This window comes from Oribacterium sp. C9 (assembly GCF_002007235.1).
Classification (GTDB): domain Bacteria; phylum Bacillota; class Clostridia; order Lachnospirales; family Lachnospiraceae; genus Oribacterium.
The window spans coordinates 1-16,189 of the sequence record NZ_MUHW01000038.1 but is presented as its reverse complement, the minus strand read 5'-3'; the positions used below and the strand labels follow the sequence as shown (position 1 = coordinate 16,189).

12 protein-coding genes are annotated in these 16,189 nt (G+C 45.6%); 10 read left to right on the top strand and 2 right to left on the bottom strand.

What is annotated here, in order from left to right; genetic code table 11:
• Positions 1–464 precede the first annotated feature (464 nt).
• From BXO88_RS15540 to BXO88_RS15505, 8 genes are all read left to right on the top strand, one after another.
• Entirely contained in the window at positions 465–1,538 is a 1,074-nt protein-coding gene (locus tag BXO88_RS15540; protein ID WP_078038637.1) for a TRAP transporter substrate-binding protein, read from the top strand.
• A 62-nt stretch (positions 1,539–1,600) separates the two neighbouring features.
• Positions 1,601–2,149, top strand: a complete 549-nt coding sequence (locus BXO88_RS15535) for a TRAP transporter small permease (RefSeq protein ID WP_049932139.1) — start codon at positions 1,601–1,603, stop codon at positions 2,147–2,149.
• A complete protein-coding gene (locus tag BXO88_RS15530) occupies positions 2,149–3,459 on the top strand; it encodes a TRAP transporter large permease (RefSeq protein WP_078038636.1) in 1,311 nt (436 codons plus the stop codon). The genes BXO88_RS15535 and BXO88_RS15530 overlap by 1 nt, the downstream gene beginning before the upstream one ends.
• Before the next feature lie 23 nt (positions 3,460–3,482).
• Positions 3,483–4,541, top strand: a complete 1,059-nt coding sequence (locus tag BXO88_RS15525) for an alcohol dehydrogenase catalytic domain-containing protein (protein ID WP_078038639.1) — start codon at positions 3,483–3,485, stop codon at positions 4,539–4,541.
• Between the two features lie 60 nt (positions 4,542–4,601).
• Positions 4,602–6,074 carry an NAD(P)/FAD-dependent oxidoreductase gene (locus tag BXO88_RS15520; RefSeq protein ID WP_078038635.1) on the top strand — a complete coding sequence of 491 codons (1,473 nt, stop codon included), beginning with the start codon at positions 4,602–4,604 and terminating at the stop codon, positions 6,072–6,074.
• A gap of 25 nt (positions 6,075–6,099) precedes the next feature.
• Positions 6,100–7,341: an NAD(P)/FAD-dependent oxidoreductase gene (locus BXO88_RS15515; RefSeq protein WP_078038634.1), complete on the top strand. Its 1,242-nt coding sequence runs from the start codon at positions 6,100–6,102 to the stop codon at positions 7,339–7,341.
• Positions 7,342–7,416: 75 nt separating this feature from the next.
• Complete coding sequence (locus tag BXO88_RS15510; RefSeq protein ID WP_078038638.1) at positions 7,417–7,794, top strand: DUF1667 domain-containing protein; 378 nt, start codon at positions 7,417–7,419, stop codon at positions 7,792–7,794.
• A gap of 457 nt (positions 7,795–8,251) precedes the next feature.
• Positions 8,252–10,861 carry a heavy metal translocating P-type ATPase gene (locus BXO88_RS15505; protein ID WP_078038633.1) on the top strand — a complete coding sequence of 870 codons (2,610 nt, stop codon included), beginning with the start codon at positions 8,252–8,254 and terminating at the stop codon, positions 10,859–10,861.
• A gap of 215 nt (positions 10,862–11,076) precedes the next feature.
• On the opposite strand, the gene BXO88_RS15500 is transcribed toward BXO88_RS15505, so the two are convergent.
• Together BXO88_RS15500 and BXO88_RS15495 are read right to left on the bottom strand one after the other, a co-directional pair.
• The gene (locus tag BXO88_RS15500) at positions 11,077–11,967 is read right to left on the bottom strand and encodes a LysR family transcriptional regulator (protein ID WP_078038632.1); all 891 of its coding nucleotides are present in this window, start codon (positions 11,965–11,967) and stop codon (positions 11,077–11,079) included.
• A gap of 33 nt (positions 11,968–12,000) precedes the next feature.
• Complete coding sequence (locus BXO88_RS15495) at positions 12,001–13,005, bottom strand: LysR family transcriptional regulator (RefSeq protein ID WP_168171748.1); 1,005 nt, start codon at positions 13,003–13,005, stop codon at positions 12,001–12,003.
• A 231-nt stretch (positions 13,006–13,236) separates the two neighbouring features.
• On the opposite strand from BXO88_RS15495, the gene BXO88_RS15490 reads away from it, so the two are divergent.
• Together BXO88_RS15490 and BXO88_RS15485 are read left to right on the top strand one after the other, a co-directional pair.
• On the top strand, positions 13,237–14,514 hold the full coding sequence (locus BXO88_RS15490; RefSeq protein ID WP_078038630.1) for an SLC13 family permease: 1,278 nt from the start codon (positions 13,237–13,239) through the stop codon (positions 14,512–14,514).
• 168 nt (positions 14,515–14,682) lie between these two features.
• A complete protein-coding gene (locus BXO88_RS15485; RefSeq protein ID WP_078038629.1) occupies positions 14,683–15,621 on the top strand; it encodes an alpha/beta hydrolase in 939 nt (312 codons plus the stop codon).
• Positions 15,622–16,189: the final 568 nt, after the last annotated feature.

Genomic DNA, 16,189 nt, shown 5'->3' with positions numbered 1-16,189 from the left:
CCCCCAAGTAGGTTTTATATTTCAGTGTCCTACTTGGGGGGAGCATATCAAATTAACTCTGACATCTGCACTTATTTTATTGCAGAGAGAGTAATGAGATTGTGTGTGCACGGATGGACAGTTTTTGAAGCTTATTTGTATACATCTACATTAAATTTTGACTAAAGTTATTTCGGATTAATTAATACGCTCATATTGTTTGATTTAAATCATGAATATAACTTTTATGAATACCAGATTTGAGGATGCAAAAGTGCAAATTATATAAAACAATTTAAGCTATTGATGATTGTCAAAGTAATAACGCACAATTAATTATGCTTGTAAACGCGTTTAAAAATAAAATATGCACAAAAAATATTGACAGCCGGTCGGCGCAAGGAGATAATATTACTAGTATACATTTCATGACAGCTTTCGTGATTACTGTGTCGTGAAAAAACAAACCCAAAGGGAGGTCTATTATGAGAAAAAGATTAACAGCACTCGTTATGAGCGCAATCATGGCAGCATCACTTGCTGCCTGCGGAGGTTCAAGCACCACAAGCACAACAGCTGCGTCTGCTCCTGCAGAGACTAAGGCTGCAGCAGAGACACAGGCGCCTGCTGAAAAGCCGGCGGCTGACACATCAAAGGCTGAATTTACATTGACACTGGGACATATCAATGCAGAGTCAGATTCATGGCATCAGGGTGCTCTGGCATTTAAGGAGTATGTAGAGGAAAACTCAAACGGAAGAGTTGCAGTTGAGATATATCCTAACTCACAGCTTGGCTCAGAGATCGAGATGATCACATCCATCCTTCAGCAGTCAGGATGCGATATTACATTTACAGGTGAGTCTATGCAGACCTATGAGCCTGATCTCGGAATGATCGGTATGCCATACCTCATTCAGTCTGATGAGCAGATGGAAAAGGTTCTTACAGGTGAGCCGGGCAAGCATTTTGAAGAGCTTATGGAAAAGGCAGGACTTAAGGTTATCGGTTACTTCACAAGAGGACCAAGATATATCACATCAAACAAGAAGATCGAGAAGCTTGCTGATATGCAGAACCTTTTGATCCGTACACCTCAGTCACCTATGACAGTTGCCGCTTTCGAAGCTACAGGTGCAAAGCCAACACCTATGGCGCTCAGTGAAGTTTTCACATCACTTCAGCAGGGAACCATCGAGGCTCAGGAGAACCCTCTTGCCATGATCGAGACACAGTCCTTCTATGAGGTTCAGAAGTATCTCATCAAGACAGCTCACCTCAGAGCATGGGTATACATCGGTATCGGTAAGGCACAGTTCGATGCTCTTCCTGCAGATCTTCAGCAGGTGGTTCTCGACGGCGGAAAGCGCGCACAGGAAGTTGAGCATAAGCTTTTCCTTGAGAACGAGGAGAAGTACGAGAAGCAGTTACAGGAGCAGGGCATGGAGTTCGTGGACGTAGACGTTCAGGAATTTGCAGATGCCATGATCAACGGCGTGCTTCCTACACTAACAGACAGCCAGAAGGCTATCTATGATTCAATTGACGCACTTAAGTGATCAAGTAAAAGTAAAGAAAGATCGGCGGCAGTTTACGCCGCCGATTTTTTAGGAGATAAGACATGAAAGCATTTAACAGATTTTTAAGCGTATACAAAAGTGTACTTTCTGTCATAGGAAGTTGTTTTTTCATCACTTTCTGTTCCTGTGTTCTGATACAGATCATAGCGAGAAACCTTTTGCCATCTGCACCATCCTGGACAGAAGAGGCGGCGAGATACACATTCATCTATATGTGTGCCTTCGGTTGCGGCATAGCGATGCTCAAGGATGAGTTTGTATACGTTGAGTTTTTGAGAGACAAACTGGAAGAGAAGGGCCTGCATAAGTTGAATACGGTTATCCGTTTCGTGATCACCATAGCCATGCTTGTCTTATCTCTTTTTATTCTTTTCAAGGCAGAGCCATCCTTTGTTTTTATGAAGTTCCGCATGGTTTCCACAGCGATGCAGATACCGATGCAGTTCATTTACTTCTCGCAGATACTGATGTTCGGACTGCTGTCCTTCAGTGCGATATTGCGAATCATCATGATGATAAGGGACTGGAACAAAACTCCTGAAGAGATCCGTCGGGAGAAAGAGCTTGAAGAGAAGGGAGGGGCAAAATAATGGTAGCGGTTCTTTTTATTTCATTTGTTATCTGTCTCGCCGTGGGCGTTCCCGTTGCGTTTTCACTAGGGATCGCTTCGGTTCTGTATTTCCTCGGATCCGGGATGCCCATAACCCAGTTCGCGCAGCGTTTCTTTGCGGGGCTTGATTCCTTCACCCTCCTCTGTATCCCGGGATTTACATTTGCAGGAAATCTCATGAATCAGGGCGGAATCTCGGATAAGCTCCTTGGGTTTGCAGATGCCATAGTAGGACATCTTTCAGGCGGTCTTGCCTATGCCAATGTTCTGGCTTCAATGGTCTTCGCGGGAATTTCAGGAACGGCTCTTTCAGATACTGTTTCACTGGGAGGCGTTGAGATCCCTATGATGGCCAAGCAGGGCTATGATGTACCGTTCTCTGTTGCGGTAACAGCGGCATCATCCTGCATGGGACCTATCATCCCGCCATCTGTTCCCATGATCATTGCAGCCACCATGACAGGGCTTTCAGTGTCCAAGATGTTCATGGCGGGAATCGTTCCGGGTGTCCTCATGGGCGGTGGAATGTGCTTCGTCTGCTGGTGGGAGTCCAAAAAGAACCATTATCCGAAGAGGGATAAGATGAGCTCCATGAAGACCATCCTTCATGAAGGAAAGGAGGCTATCTGGGCCATCATCATGGTTGGCATCATCCTGTTCGGCATCATGGGCGGTGTTATGACACCTACCGAGGCTTCAATCGTATGTATAGCCTATGGAACCATAGTGTCGGCATTTGTTTATAAGAAGCTGACACTGTCAACTTTCTATGACTGCCTGAAGGCAACACTGTCATCCGCATCCGCCATCATGGGTCTCGTTGCTTTTGCCAATGTCTTTGCCTATATCATGACGAAGGAACGTATCCCTAACATGATCGCGGATTCCATGCTGAGTCTGACATCCAACAAGTACATCATCCTGCTCCTCATAAACCTTTTCCTTGTTTTTGTAGGAATGTTTATGGAGACCATAGCGGCGATCCTTATTCTGTTCCCTGTTCTTCTTCAGCTTGCCACAGCGGTCGGAGTCGATCCGATACAGTTCGGTATCATCGTGGTAATGAACCTGGTTCTCGGATTATGTACACCTCCTGTAGGTGTCTGCCTCTTTGCGGCCACTTCCATAGGTGACAGGACCTCGAGAGAGCTTGGAGGAAACGGCAATAAGCTTTCTGAAAATGTCATAGCCCTTATCCCCTTCATGATATCAAACTTCACTGTACTTGCGCTGACGACCTATGTTCCGGCACTGTCGGTTGGAGTTGCGAACTTCATTTCAGGTAAATAGAAAAGAGGGAAATTATGGAAAAGATCAAAGCGGTTCGTATCATGGAACCTGAGGATCTCAGGATAGTCGAAGAAGCAAAACCTGAGATAGACGAGAAGAATAACGTTCTCGTACAGGTCAAGGCATCGGGTCTTTGCGGATCAGATGCAGGTATATATCATGGAACAAATGCGGCGGCTACTTATCCGAGGATCATCGGTCATGAGATCGTCGGAGAAGTGGTTCAGTGTGGCCCCACAGCGAAGAAAGTCAAAGTGGGGGATAGGGTCATCATAGATCAGGTCACAGCCTGCGGACATTGTTACGCCTGCAGACACGGACGTCCTAATGTATGTCAGAATCTGCAGGTGAGAGGCGTACATATCGATGGAGGCTATCGTGAGTTTATAGCTGTGCCGGATGAGCATTGCTACATCCTTCCCGATGGACTCCGCTATGTGGATGCGGTTCTCATCGAGCCTACCACCATTGCGGTTCAGGCATGTTCAAGGGCGGAAATAAAGGAGGATGATGAAGTCCTCATCAACGGGCAGGGAGCTCTCGGCGCCAGAATGCTTTCCATCGTTAAGCTGTATCATCCGAAGAAGATAATCGTTTCTGACATCTTCGATGAGAAGCTTCAGGAGGCGCTTGAAAACGGTGCAGATGTTGCCATAAATCCCATGAAGGAGAATTTCGCAGAGCGGCTTAAGGAAGTGACTTCGGATGGTTACGGTCCGACAGTTTCCATTGACTGTGCCTGCACGAAGGATTCCCTCGGAACTCTTATCGGAGTCACAGGCAACGCAGGACGTGTCATCACTATGGGCTTCACCACAAGCCCTACAGAAGTAACGAATTTCGGAATCACATCCAAGGAGCTGGATATCAGAGGCTCCAGACTTCAGAACAGAAAGTTCCAGGAGGTCATAGACCTCGTGAAGGAAGGTAAGGTAGACCTTGATCATAAGATATCCCATGTTTGTGATTTCCGTGAGGCTCAGTCGGCCTTTGATTTCAACGACACTCACGATCCGTCCATAAGAAAGATCGTTTTCACCATGGATGGTGAGCCTTACAAGGTAAAGCCTGACGAGGATTAAAAGAAGAAAGTTACGGGCCGGGTTCTTTCAAACCCGGCTCTTGACTCATGGGGGATAAAAATGGAATTATTTGATGTTTTGATAATAGGCGGTGGGGTGGTAGGTTCGGCCATCGCGAGACAGCTTTCCAGATACAGATTGAAGATCGGAGTGCTGGAGAAGAACCTCGATGTATGTTATGAAACCAGCGGAAGAAATACGGGAGTCTGCCATGGTGGATTTGCCTATGACCCGGGCTCGCTGAAAGCGCGACTCTGTGTTAAAGGCAATCAGATGATGGGGGATCTTGCTGAGGAGCTTGATTTCAGCTTCAAGCGCTGCGGCAAGGTTCTGGTAGGCTTTACGGATGAAGAAAGAGCGAGGCTTCATGAGGTTATGGAGCAGGGAGAAAAAAACGGTGTTAAGCATCTTTCTATCATAGAGAAGGAAAGGCTTCGTGAGCTGGTTCCCACAGTTGAAGGTGAGTTCGCCATGTATTCGCCTGACTCGGGAATCCTCGACCCATTTATGATGACCATTGCTCTTGCAGAAAATGCCCATCAGAACGGGGTAAGCTATTTCCTCGATAACGAGGTAGTAGGCATTCACAGAGAAGAGGATGATACATGGACAGTATCCACTAAGCATGGTGAGCTCAATGCTTCTGGCGCTTCAACATACCACACCAGATGGGTTATAAACGCAGCAGGTCTCGGATGCGGAGTGATCTCTGACATGCTGGGATTAACAGGCAACAGGATCATAGGCTCCAAGGACGACTACATTATCCTGGACAATAGGCTTTCAAAGCTTGTGCCTATGCCGATTTATACGGTTCCGTCCAACACATATATGGGTATCCATGTTTCCGTAACCACAGACGGCAATGTTCTTCTGGGACCGACTGCTGAAGATACTGAAGATCTTCACTGGTATGGAGTTGCGCAGAAGAATCTCGATTATCTGTATGAGGAAGCCACAAAGATCTGGCCTCATGTGAACAGAGGAGATTACATCAGGACTTATACAGGTATCCTTCCCAAATGGATAGACGAGAATGGAAAGATACAGGATTTCAAGATAGAGATCGTGGATGATGTTGCGCCTCATGCAGTGAATCTGGTAGGAATCGAATCACCGGGACTTACTGCATCCGTAGCCATCGCTGACTATGTGATAGAACTGATGAAGGAACATATGGATCTTTTGGAGAATCCGGGCTTTGTACCTGTAAGAACAGGCATAAAGAAATTTGCGGAGATGAGTGAGGAAGAACAGGCCGAGTGCATTCGCAGGAACCCGGATTACGGTGAGCTCATATGCAGATGTCAGAAGGTGACCAAGGCAGAGATACTCGAGGCTGTGAGAAATCCTCTCGGGGTACATACCATGGTGGGAGTGAAATACCGTACCCGCAGCATGATGGGAAGATGTCAGGGGGGCTACTGCCAGATGCGTATCGCAGAGCTTCTGGAAAAGGAGTACGGCATCAGGGAAACCGAACTTGAATATAACAGGCAGGGCTCGCAGTTGTTTTTTGGAACAGTGAGATAAATTGTCGAATATATGAGGAAAATGTATGAGCGAAGAAATTAAAAATATAGATGTTCTTATCGTTGGAGGAGGCCCTGCGGGACTCAGTGCAGCGGTGGAACTTTGGAAGAAGGGTGTGAGAGATATCCTTATAGTTGAACGTGAAAAGCATCTCGGCGGCATACTCCGTCAGTGCATACATGACGGTTTCGGGCTTACCAGATTCGGAGTGACGCTCAGCGGTCCGGAATATGCAGGCAGATTCATTTCAGAGGTTCGTGAACTCGGGATACCGTATATAGTGAATGCCGCCGTGACCAATGTCACCGGTGACCGTTTAGTGACGGTTGTTACACCGGGCGGACTTCTCAGATATCAGGCGAAGGCTGTGGTTCTCACCATGGGCTGTCGTGAGAGAACGAGGGGCGCCCTTGCCATACCCGGGGAGCGTCCTTCGGGAGTTTTCACTGCCGGAGTGGCACAGGCATACATCAATCTGTACAACAAGATGCCGGCTAAAGAGGTGGTGATACTTGGATCCGGAGACATTGGCATGATCATGGCGAGGCGTCTGACACTGGAAGGGGCTCATGTGAAAGCTGTTTATGAGGTGCAGCCATATCCTTCCGGGCTTCCGAGGAATATAGAGCAGTGTCTCAATGACTACAACATCCCTTTGTACCTGAGCCATACAGTGACGGAAATTCATGGCGACAGACGTCTTAAGGGAGTTACCGTCTCAAAGGTGGATGAAAAGTTCCGTCCTATTCCGGGTACGGAGGAATATGTGGAGTGCGATACCCTGATCCTTTCTGTAGGACTCCTTCCGGAGAATGAGCTTTCTATCGATGCGGGAGTGGTGCTTGATAAGCGAACCAGAGGAGCTGTGGTGGATGAGCATTATCAGACAAGCGTACCCGGGATCTTTGCAGCAGGTAATGTGCTTCATGTTCATGATCTGGTTGACTTTGTGTCCATGGAGGCGGAGCAGCTCGCGGACCATGTAGCCAGGTTTATAAGTGAAGGAAGTCTTTCTGAATGTGACGTGAAGCTAAACTATGACGGAAATATAAATCACACGATTCCACAGAAGGTCAGCGGTGATGAAAAATTCAGACTGTCCCTGAGGGTGAGCCATCCTATGAAGGATGTAAAGATAGTTGTCATGCAGGATGGCAGAGAGCTCGCATCCAGGAAGATGAAAAAGGCTCTGCCTGCGGAAATGGTACAGCTTGATGTAGAAGGCGTGAAAAGTGGCGCCGGAGACCTTCAGGTTTGTGTTGTGTAAAGAGCCGATTAAGCTTTTGGAGCTGATTAAAAATAAAACTTTGCTGCTGATGGAAGCAGTGGAATGGAGTTTGATATGAAGAGGACTTTTACGTGTATCGTATGTCCCAACGGCTGTGAGATAACAGCGGATTATGAAGAAAGGGAAGGAGCGGTGGAGGTCATTGCCGTAAATGGCAATCTCTGCCCGAAGGGAAAGGAGTATGTGGCTCAGGAGCTTACGGATCCCAGACGAACCATAGCATCATCTGTGAGAGTGGAGAGTGGAGAGTTTCCTCTTGTGAGCGTAAGACTCACATCCCCCATACCTAAAAACAGGATCTTCGATGCCATGGAGGAGATAAAGAAGTGTTCGGTGAAGGCGCCTGTGGTATCGGGTACAGTTCTGATCCATGACATACTGGGACTTGGAAGTGATGTGGTCATCACAAAGGATGTCGGGCGGGCATCATGATGTTTTTTTAAGGAGATCTGCTGGAACATATCGTGAAAAAGATGATGTCTCTATTTGAGGTGTGAGAAAAAAGGATGTAAGAAGGCAGGCTTTAATGGAAAAAGTGCGTATCCGGGATAGAAACTCGGATGCGCTTTTTTTAACGGATCTTACTGTTTATCGGATTGTCTACGGAGAAAATATGCGTCTGAGAAAGGATGTATTCTAAAAAAAATAAAAAATTGTGTAAAATCCAATTGACAATATACCCCCATGGGGGATAATATGGATATTGCAAAGCATACCCCCACGGGGTATATGCAAAGACGAATGGCGGAGATATATCAAAAGCCGCCACGGGAAATAATTTAGATATATTTACAAATAGCATTATGGATGTCTGTAAGGACAGAAAACTGTTGTGTCATTCTGAGCATAGCGGTTTTTATAAAACAGTGTTTATAGGCGAGGAGAAAATATGGAACAGTACAAGGTAACAGGAATGAGCTGTGCTGCCTGCCAGACGAGAGTGGAGAAGGCGGTGAGCTCGGTTAAGGGAGTAGAGAGCTGCGCTGTAAGTCTTTTGACAAATTCAATGGGCGTAGAGGGTACGGCGTCTCCGGAAGAAATAATAGCCGCAGTAGAAGCGGCTGGGTACGGAGCCAGTGTAAAGGGCGGCGAAGCCGGAAGTGTTCAGACAAGCAAGGATGATTCTCTGGAGGACACAGAGACACCTAAGATGAAGAAGAGACTTTTGGCATCGCTTGTGCTGCTGATTCCGCTTTTATATGTGTCTATGGGACATATGCTTTGGGATTGGCCACTTCCGGGATTTCTGGATGGAAATCACGTTGCCATGGGTCTTTATCAGCTTTTGCTTTCCGGATTTATCATGGTGATCAACCAGAAGTTTTTTATAAGCGGATTTAAAGGACTCATTCACGGTTCTCCAAATATGGATACGTTGGTGGCATTGGGATCAACGGCGTCCTACGCATATAGCGTATTTGCCCTTTTCGCCATGACATGGGCTGTTCTTGCTGACGACAAGGATCTGGTTATTTACTACATGAATCAGTTCTATTTCGAGGCAGCGGCGACTATCCTTACGCTCATAACAGTAGGTAAGATGCTGGAGGCGAGGTCAAAGGGAAAAACCACCAATGCTCTCAAGGGGCTTATGGATCTTTCTCCGAAGACGGCGGTAGTCCTTCGTGACGGGGCAGAAATCAAAGTGCCTATCGAAGACGTGAAGGTCGGAGACAGGTTTGTGGTGAGACCCGGAGACAGTATACCGGTGGATGGCATCGTAAGGGAAGGCGAGAGTGCTGTCAATGAATCAGCTTTGACAGGAGAGAGCCTTCCGGTGGAAAAGGCTCCGGGTGAAAAGGTCTATGCGGCAACCATCAACACATCAGGATACATGGTGTGCGAGGCATCGAGGGTCGGTGAGGACACGACCCTTTCGGCCATCATAAAGATGGTGAGTGATGCAGCGGCAACAAAGGCACCTATCGCAAAGATCGCAGATAAGGTCTCGGGAGTTTTTGTTCCGGTGGTCATCGGTATATCGCTTATCACGTTTTTTGCATGGCTTCTGGCGGGACAGAGCTTTGGATATGCTATGGCTAGGGCGGTATCAGTTCTCGTGATCAGCTGCCCTTGCGCTCTCGGGCTTGCAACTCCTGTTGCTATAATGGTTGGAAACGGTATTGCAGCAAAGACCGGAATACTGTTTAAAACAGCCGCATCTCTTGAACAGGCAGGAAAAACTCAGATAGTTGCCCTCGATAAGACCGGAACTATCACGACCGGTGAAATGAAGGTGACAAATCTTGTTCCGTCTGAGGGTATCAGTGAAGGCGAGCTTCTCGGCGTGGCATATGCGCTTGAGTCAAAGAGCGAGCATCCTATTTCTAAGGCTGTCACAGAATATGCCGGCGAAAAGAATGTGGCTCTTTTGGAGACAACTGAGTTTGAAGCATTGTCAGGCAATGGACTTAAGGCGAGACTTGGGGCAGATGAAATCTTCGGAGGAAGTGCCAAATACATATCCGGAGTTGTTGGCGGGCTTACGGATGATACAAAGCGTGAGATAGAAGCATTGGCAAAGGAAGGAAAGACACCGATCCTCATAGCAAAGGCTGATAAGCTTCTCGGAATCATCGGAGTATCGGATATAATTAAAGAAGATTCACCTGAAGCCATCTCTGAGCTGAAGAAGCTGGGAATCCATGTGGTTATGCTCACCGGAGATAATGAGGTCACAGCGGCAGCTATTGCGAAGCAGGCAGGCGTAGACGAGGTGGTCGCTTCAGTTAAACCGGATGGCAAGGAAGCGGTTGTCAGGAAGCTGATGGAGCATGGGATGGTCACAATGGTTGGAGACGGTATCAATGATGCGCCGGCGCTTACTTCAGCAAATCTCGGAATAGCCATCGGAGCAGGAACAGATGTTGCCATAGATGCGGCGGATGTTGTTCTCATGAAGAACAGCATCAAGGATGTTGCTGCGGCTATCAGGATATCGAGAAGTACATTGAGAAATATCCATGAGAATCTTTTCTGGGCATTTTTCTACAATGTTTTGGGAATTCCTCTTGCGGCGGGCTGTTATGTAGCCGCCTTCGGATGGACCCTGAATCCTATATTCGGCGCTGCGGCTATGGGCTTGTCAAGCTTCTGCGTAGTGTCCAATGCTCTTCGCCTCAACTGGATAAAGCCGTATGATGGTTCAAAGGACAGAGAGATAAAAAATGCAGTAAAGGGAAATCTGATACAGCAGGCATCAACAACAGAAGACCGGGAAAATACAGTGTCTCGAGTTGAAGCAGATAAAGAAAAAACAAATGATGAAATTGGAAAGGAAACAAAGGAAATGAAGATTACAGTTAAGGGAATGATGTGCGGACATTGTGAGGCTCATGTAAAGAAGGCTCTGGAGGCTATTGACGGTATCGAGAGTGCAGCAGCATCACATGCAGACAATCTTGTAACCATCACAAATTCAAAGGATGTTGATGAGACACTGATCAAGGCTGCCATTGAAGAAGCAGGATACGAGTATTGCGGAGTTATAGAGAAGTAAGATACATATATCCTCATAATTCCATCTCAGAGAGGCTGGACAAATTCCTGAGAAACATTACCATCTCGAAAGAGTGATAAGCGGCGGAATAAGGTAGAACAGGCGACTCATCATGTGATGGGCCGCCCTTTTTTTGTGATTTATCCGGATAGAGTAAAACTCGCATCATGTCATATTCTGATGTTAAGTCCTTGGGGTACTTTTGCTGAATCCTGCTATTTTATATAACTGTCATATGTTCTCATCAGTATCATGAGAAGGTCCTTCAATGCGGCACTGATGATTTTGCTTTTCGGATAAGTGATCACTATATGGTAAACCGCGCCGGGTACTAAGGAGAAAGCAACATACCGGTTATTTGCTTCATGGAATTTTGGCACAAAGCATATACCGTTTCCGCTGAGCATAAGTTCGATGGCAGATTCTATTTCGCTGACTTCGCGAATGGATCTGGGAATGAATCTGTTTTGCTGAAAGATTCTTGAACTGAGCTGTCGGGCCACCGTTTCATTAGGCGGAAGTATGAAAATGTCTTCGGAAAGACATTCAAAAGATACTCCTTCTTTTCGGAAACGATTGATCATGGGGTGACCATAGGGCAGAGCGAGCTCAAGCTCAGTAGTTCTCAGAGGAATATAACTGAGCAGCGTATTGGAAAGGTCGCTTGTGGCTGTTATGGCAAAATCGGCAATGCCGTTTGACAGGTAATCCTTGGCGGAAGCGGCGGTGCCGTAAAGTGTGTTAATGTATATGTCGGGATGAATCTTCCGGAATTCGGTCAGAACCCCCGGAAGGTCCTTCAGCAGACCCTTTGTGTAAACAAATGTTATTTCCTTGTTTTTTCTGCTGCGGACTTTACTGATATCCCTGAGGGCATGTTTGTAGATATTGAGGGCGCCCTGTGCACCGTTAATGTAGATCTTTCCGGCATCGGTTAGAAAGAGTTCGTTTTTTTCTTTATAGAAAAGCGGGGTTCCTATGTCGTTCTCAACCTTTTTTATCTGCTGTGACAGTGCGGATTGGGATATATTGAGCTTCACAGCAGCTCTTGACTGAGACCGTTCCTGGGATACGGTTATGATGCATTCAAGCAGTTTTGTATTCATTGGGGGAAGGCTCCTTCAGATATAGTGAAAAGGTTATTCAGAGAACTCCTTTATTATGGAAGACATGGGTTCGCTTCCTGTGGGAGCGTGGTAAATTCTGGTTTTCCGGTCTGCCTGGTATGCAAGAAAGGCAAAGTACCGTATTGCTTCTGAAACCTCGGTGCCTTTCTTTAGAATGATTCCCAGATTCACATAGTATTTCGGATCTGTACGAAAAAATGCTATATTTTTTTGACCTGTGCCAATTCTTGTGGCCGGAAGAAATCCCACACCTACTCCCTGTCTCACCATGTTTTCGATTATCAGGTTGTTGCCGGATTCGTAGGCATTAAGGGGATTGATACCTTGAGATGCAAGGATGCCGTCGGAAACAATGCGTATGGCATTGCCTTTACTGAGCCTTACAAATGCAGAATCTTTGAAGCATGATATGGGAACAGAGGGGAGCGAATTCAAAACTGAACGGGGATCCGCATTGGTTATTGGGAGCTCTTCCGGTACATTCAGAAGTTCGCGATAGTAAGCCGGAGCAGCGATAACAATTTCTTCGAGAGAGGTTGTTATGTAGTCAAAACGGTCGCTTTCTGAATCTGCGAAAGCTCCGAGACCGAAGTCGACACTGCCATCAGCCACTAAATTCAGGATGGAACTCATATAAGCTTCTTTGAGTTCCAGACGAATGTCGGGAAACCGTTTCGAAAAGGCAGTGTAAACTGTTCCAAACATCGATGAACCCCGAAGAGGTGAGGCTGCGATGCGCAGAATCTTCGATTCGGTGGTGCTGAGACGGTGTATAGACAGATATGTATGTTCCTTTAAGGCAATGATCTTTTCGGCAGCTTCAAGATAGATTTTTCCGGCCGGGCTTGGAATCAGCTCCTTCTTCTCTCTATAGAAAAGATCGGTTTCCAGACGATCCTCCAGACCTGAAAGAAATGCACTTAAAGTTGGCTGGGAAACACCCAGGACCTTTCCTGCTCTGGAAAGGTTCTTTTCTTTTGCTATTGTTGTAATATATATAAGTTCTTTGATATCCATTATTTTGTTTGATTGTGGGAGTAAATGTGAACCTAAAGAGGTCCTATACTTAATTGCAACGCTAACATCATATAGTACTGGCATTGGCATATGAGATGTATAGTTTTTTCTTATAGATTATATAGGCTTGGGCTACTGTTTTCAAGAAAATACATAAAGTAGAATACTACTATCAAAAGTTCGGAACTTTACGTGATGCATTAAAAAATAAATGTCTATCTGGAGGAGATAATGAACACTCAAATAGTTATTACTTTATGCATACTTGCCTTTATGGTGGTAATGCTTCTGACACATAAACTGCCATATGGCCTGACGGCTATGATCTGTTGTACAGCATTTGTACTTACAGGAGTTTCGGATATCAAAACAGCATTTTCCGGTTTTTCCAGCTCTACAGCAATTATGGTTGCGGCAATGATAGTTGTTGCTACCCAGTTATCAAAGACATCGGTTGTCCAGCGGCTTAAAAACCTGATGTATAAGATGCAGGGAAAAGGTGAAATACTGGTGCTCATAACATTGGCACTTGTAACATTGGGCCTTTCCCAGTTCATGGGACAGGTTGCATGCATATCCATCATGCTTCTGTTTGTCCAGACACTGCAGGATGATGCCGAGGTAACTCCGGCAAAGGCTTTGATGGCAGTTTGTACCATCAACACCCTTTGGACTTCAAAGATTCCTGTAGCAATGGGAGCGACCATGCCGGGTACAATCAATGCATTTTTTGAGGGTGTTGCCCCGGAATATGCCATCGGAATCGCAGATTATTTTAAGGTGGCATTCATTCCCGTAATGCTCGGACTAATATACTGCGTGGCAGGAGTAAAACTCATACCTGACTCTGATATGAAAAAGGAAGAGGTTAATGTTAAGGAAGTAAAGGTTCTTTCAAAGAAGCATGAAACAGTTGTCTTTATGGTATTTGCGGTTATCATGGCGGCATTCTTCCTTTCTGACGTAATCTCAAAAGAAGTTCAGAATATTATACCTGTGGCAGGTGTCCTTGCCCTTATGCTGACAGGAGTCATTAATCTGGAAGATGTCCAAAAGACAATCTGCAGCGATATGATATTCCTCATTGCCGGAATGTCAGCAGTATCAACCATTCTTGGAAATACAGGAGTGGGCGAGCTCATCGGACAGACAGTCCTCAATATACTTGGCGGACATCCTGCGCCCATGTTTGTAATAGCCGTATTCTGTATAGTTACTTCTGTAATGACAAACTTCCTATCAAATATGGGAACCATGGCACTTATGATTCCGATAGCGGCATCTACAGCTCTTGCGGGTGGATTTAATGTTCAGACCGTTGTCCTAGTAACGGCAGCCTCATCATGGATGGCATTTGTACTTCCTACAGGCTGTGCAGGAAGTATGATAGCTTTTGGAACAGGCAACTTTAATGTCGGTCAGACACTTAAGTTCACACTTCCGCTGTTTGTCATTGAAGTGGTGTCACTGATAGTCAGCGCCACAATGTTTTTCCCGATATATTCCTAATACTTATTTGTATAGTCAGCCCTGACAATCAGGGATAGCTAAAGTTTTTCCAATGCGTTAAGGGCTGACGTTCCCACAAAAAAATATGTGCCGGGTTTTCGATGAAGACTTGGCACTTTTGAAGTTTAAAAAATGAACTAAATAATATGAACAGAATCAGGAGAAAATATGAAAAGTTATTTTTATCCCGGAGTGGAAAAAAAGACAATAAACCTGTTTGACAATATAGTTTATTCACATGTCAGGGATCTGGAGGGTAATGCTTTAGAACTCAAACTTTCTGTGATGGTACAGAACGGTAATGCCGAGATGCGTCTTGCGGCAGGAGCCGATGATCCAAAGGCTGACTATACACGGAAGCCGGCACTTTTCTTTATTCCCGGAGGCGGATGGCGCGGTGCAGACAAGAATCTGATGCTTGGGGAAATGAGTGAGTTTGTCAATGCAGGATATGCGGTTGTAAGTGTAGACTACAGAAATTCATCCCTCGGAAAGTGGCCATGCCAGATACAGGATGTAAAGACTGCAATTCGATTTATCCGTGCCAATGCTGAGAAATATGATATTGATCCGGACAATATAGGTATATTCGGACGATCTGCGGGGGGACATCTTGCGGCATTTGCTGCCATGAATCTTCCTGGATATGATACAGAAGAATACAGTGAGTATTCATCGGAAGTGCAGGCTGCTATCGATATGTTCGGACCTGTAGACATTGGCGCAAATATGGATATGGAGATGAAAAAGTTCTCTGACCCGAATTTCAGATGGCACAGGATAGAGGATACTCACGGAGGAGCACTTATAGGCGGTGATCCTGTAACTATTCGGGAGCGTGCCGAGAAGGCATCTGTTACAAATTTTGTTAATGAAAAGATGGTGCCTATGATGCTTTTGCACGGAGATAATGATCCTATCGTGCCTGCGGAGGTATCAAGTGAGATTCTATATAAGAAGATAGTAGAAGCAGGAATGGAAGACAAGGTCAGCTACTATATGATTCCTCATGCGGGACACGGTACACGGGAATTTTTTCAGGACAGTACCAAGGCACTGATGATTCAGTTTTTTGACGGACACTTGAAAAAGTATTATAAGAAGTGAGTAGATAACTTACTGCCAGGAAATAAAAAAGCCGATAAAGAATCGTTTCGCGCAGCCATACAGTAAAAAAAGCGTCCTTACGTATTTTAATGGAAGGTACCTACGGAATCTTCAGCAGTCATTCAGGGCGTGATAGATAACGTCGTATTATGCACCAGCTTGTGTGTAATGCGATGTTTTAGTATGAAATTGTACATGTATGGGAACATCTAAAAAAAATTAAAAAAGTGTTTGACATCCGCATTTTGAATTGTTATTATAACTGAGCACTTGAGCGATGCGGAACACCAGTTCTGATAAACAAGTGATAAGAACCTTGAAAATCAAAGATCGATTAATACACAGACCCTGAAGATTCTAAGAAATTTGAATTTTTCAGCGACCAAAGAGGTCAAGCGAATTTATTCGCAGTAAAGAATAACGGACAGAACAAGCTAAGCTAGTGAGTTCTGAACGGGATGAACTTAAAGAGAGAAATCTCTTAACATGAAATCAGAGAAAATGCCATTTGAATGCGCTTCGCGCAGGCATTTTCGTTTGATTTCGGCTAAAGCCGAAACCAGCCTCG

Coding starts and splice junctions, on each gene's coding strand:
- BXO88_RS15540 (WP_078038637.1), top strand. CDS start 465: ATGAGAAAAAGATTAACAGCACTCGTTATGAGCGCAATCATGGCAGCA.
- BXO88_RS15535 (WP_049932139.1), top strand. CDS start 1,601: ATGAAAGCATTTAACAGATTTTTAAGCGTATACAAAAGTGTACTTTCT.
- BXO88_RS15530 (WP_078038636.1), top strand. CDS start 2,149: ATGGTAGCGGTTCTTTTTATTTCATTTGTTATCTGTCTCGCCGTGGGC.
- BXO88_RS15520 (WP_078038635.1), top strand. CDS start 4,602: ATGGAATTATTTGATGTTTTGATAATAGGCGGTGGGGTGGTAGGTTCG.
- BXO88_RS15515 (WP_078038634.1), top strand. CDS start 6,100: ATGAGCGAAGAAATTAAAAATATAGATGTTCTTATCGTTGGAGGAGGC.
- BXO88_RS15510 (WP_078038638.1), top strand. CDS start 7,417: ATGAAGAGGACTTTTACGTGTATCGTATGTCCCAACGGCTGTGAGATA.
- BXO88_RS15505 (WP_078038633.1), top strand. CDS start 8,252: ATGGAACAGTACAAGGTAACAGGAATGAGCTGTGCTGCCTGCCAGACG.
- BXO88_RS15500 (WP_078038632.1), bottom strand. CDS start 11,967: ATGAATACAAAACTGCTTGAATGCATCATAACCGTATCCCAGGAACGG.
- BXO88_RS15495 (WP_168171748.1), bottom strand. CDS start 13,005: ATGGATATCAAAGAACTTATATATATTACAACAATAGCAAAAGAAAAG.
- BXO88_RS15490 (WP_078038630.1), top strand. CDS start 13,237: ATGAACACTCAAATAGTTATTACTTTATGCATACTTGCCTTTATGGTG.
- BXO88_RS15485 (WP_078038629.1), top strand. CDS start 14,683: ATGAAAAGTTATTTTTATCCCGGAGTGGAAAAAAAGACAATAAACCTG.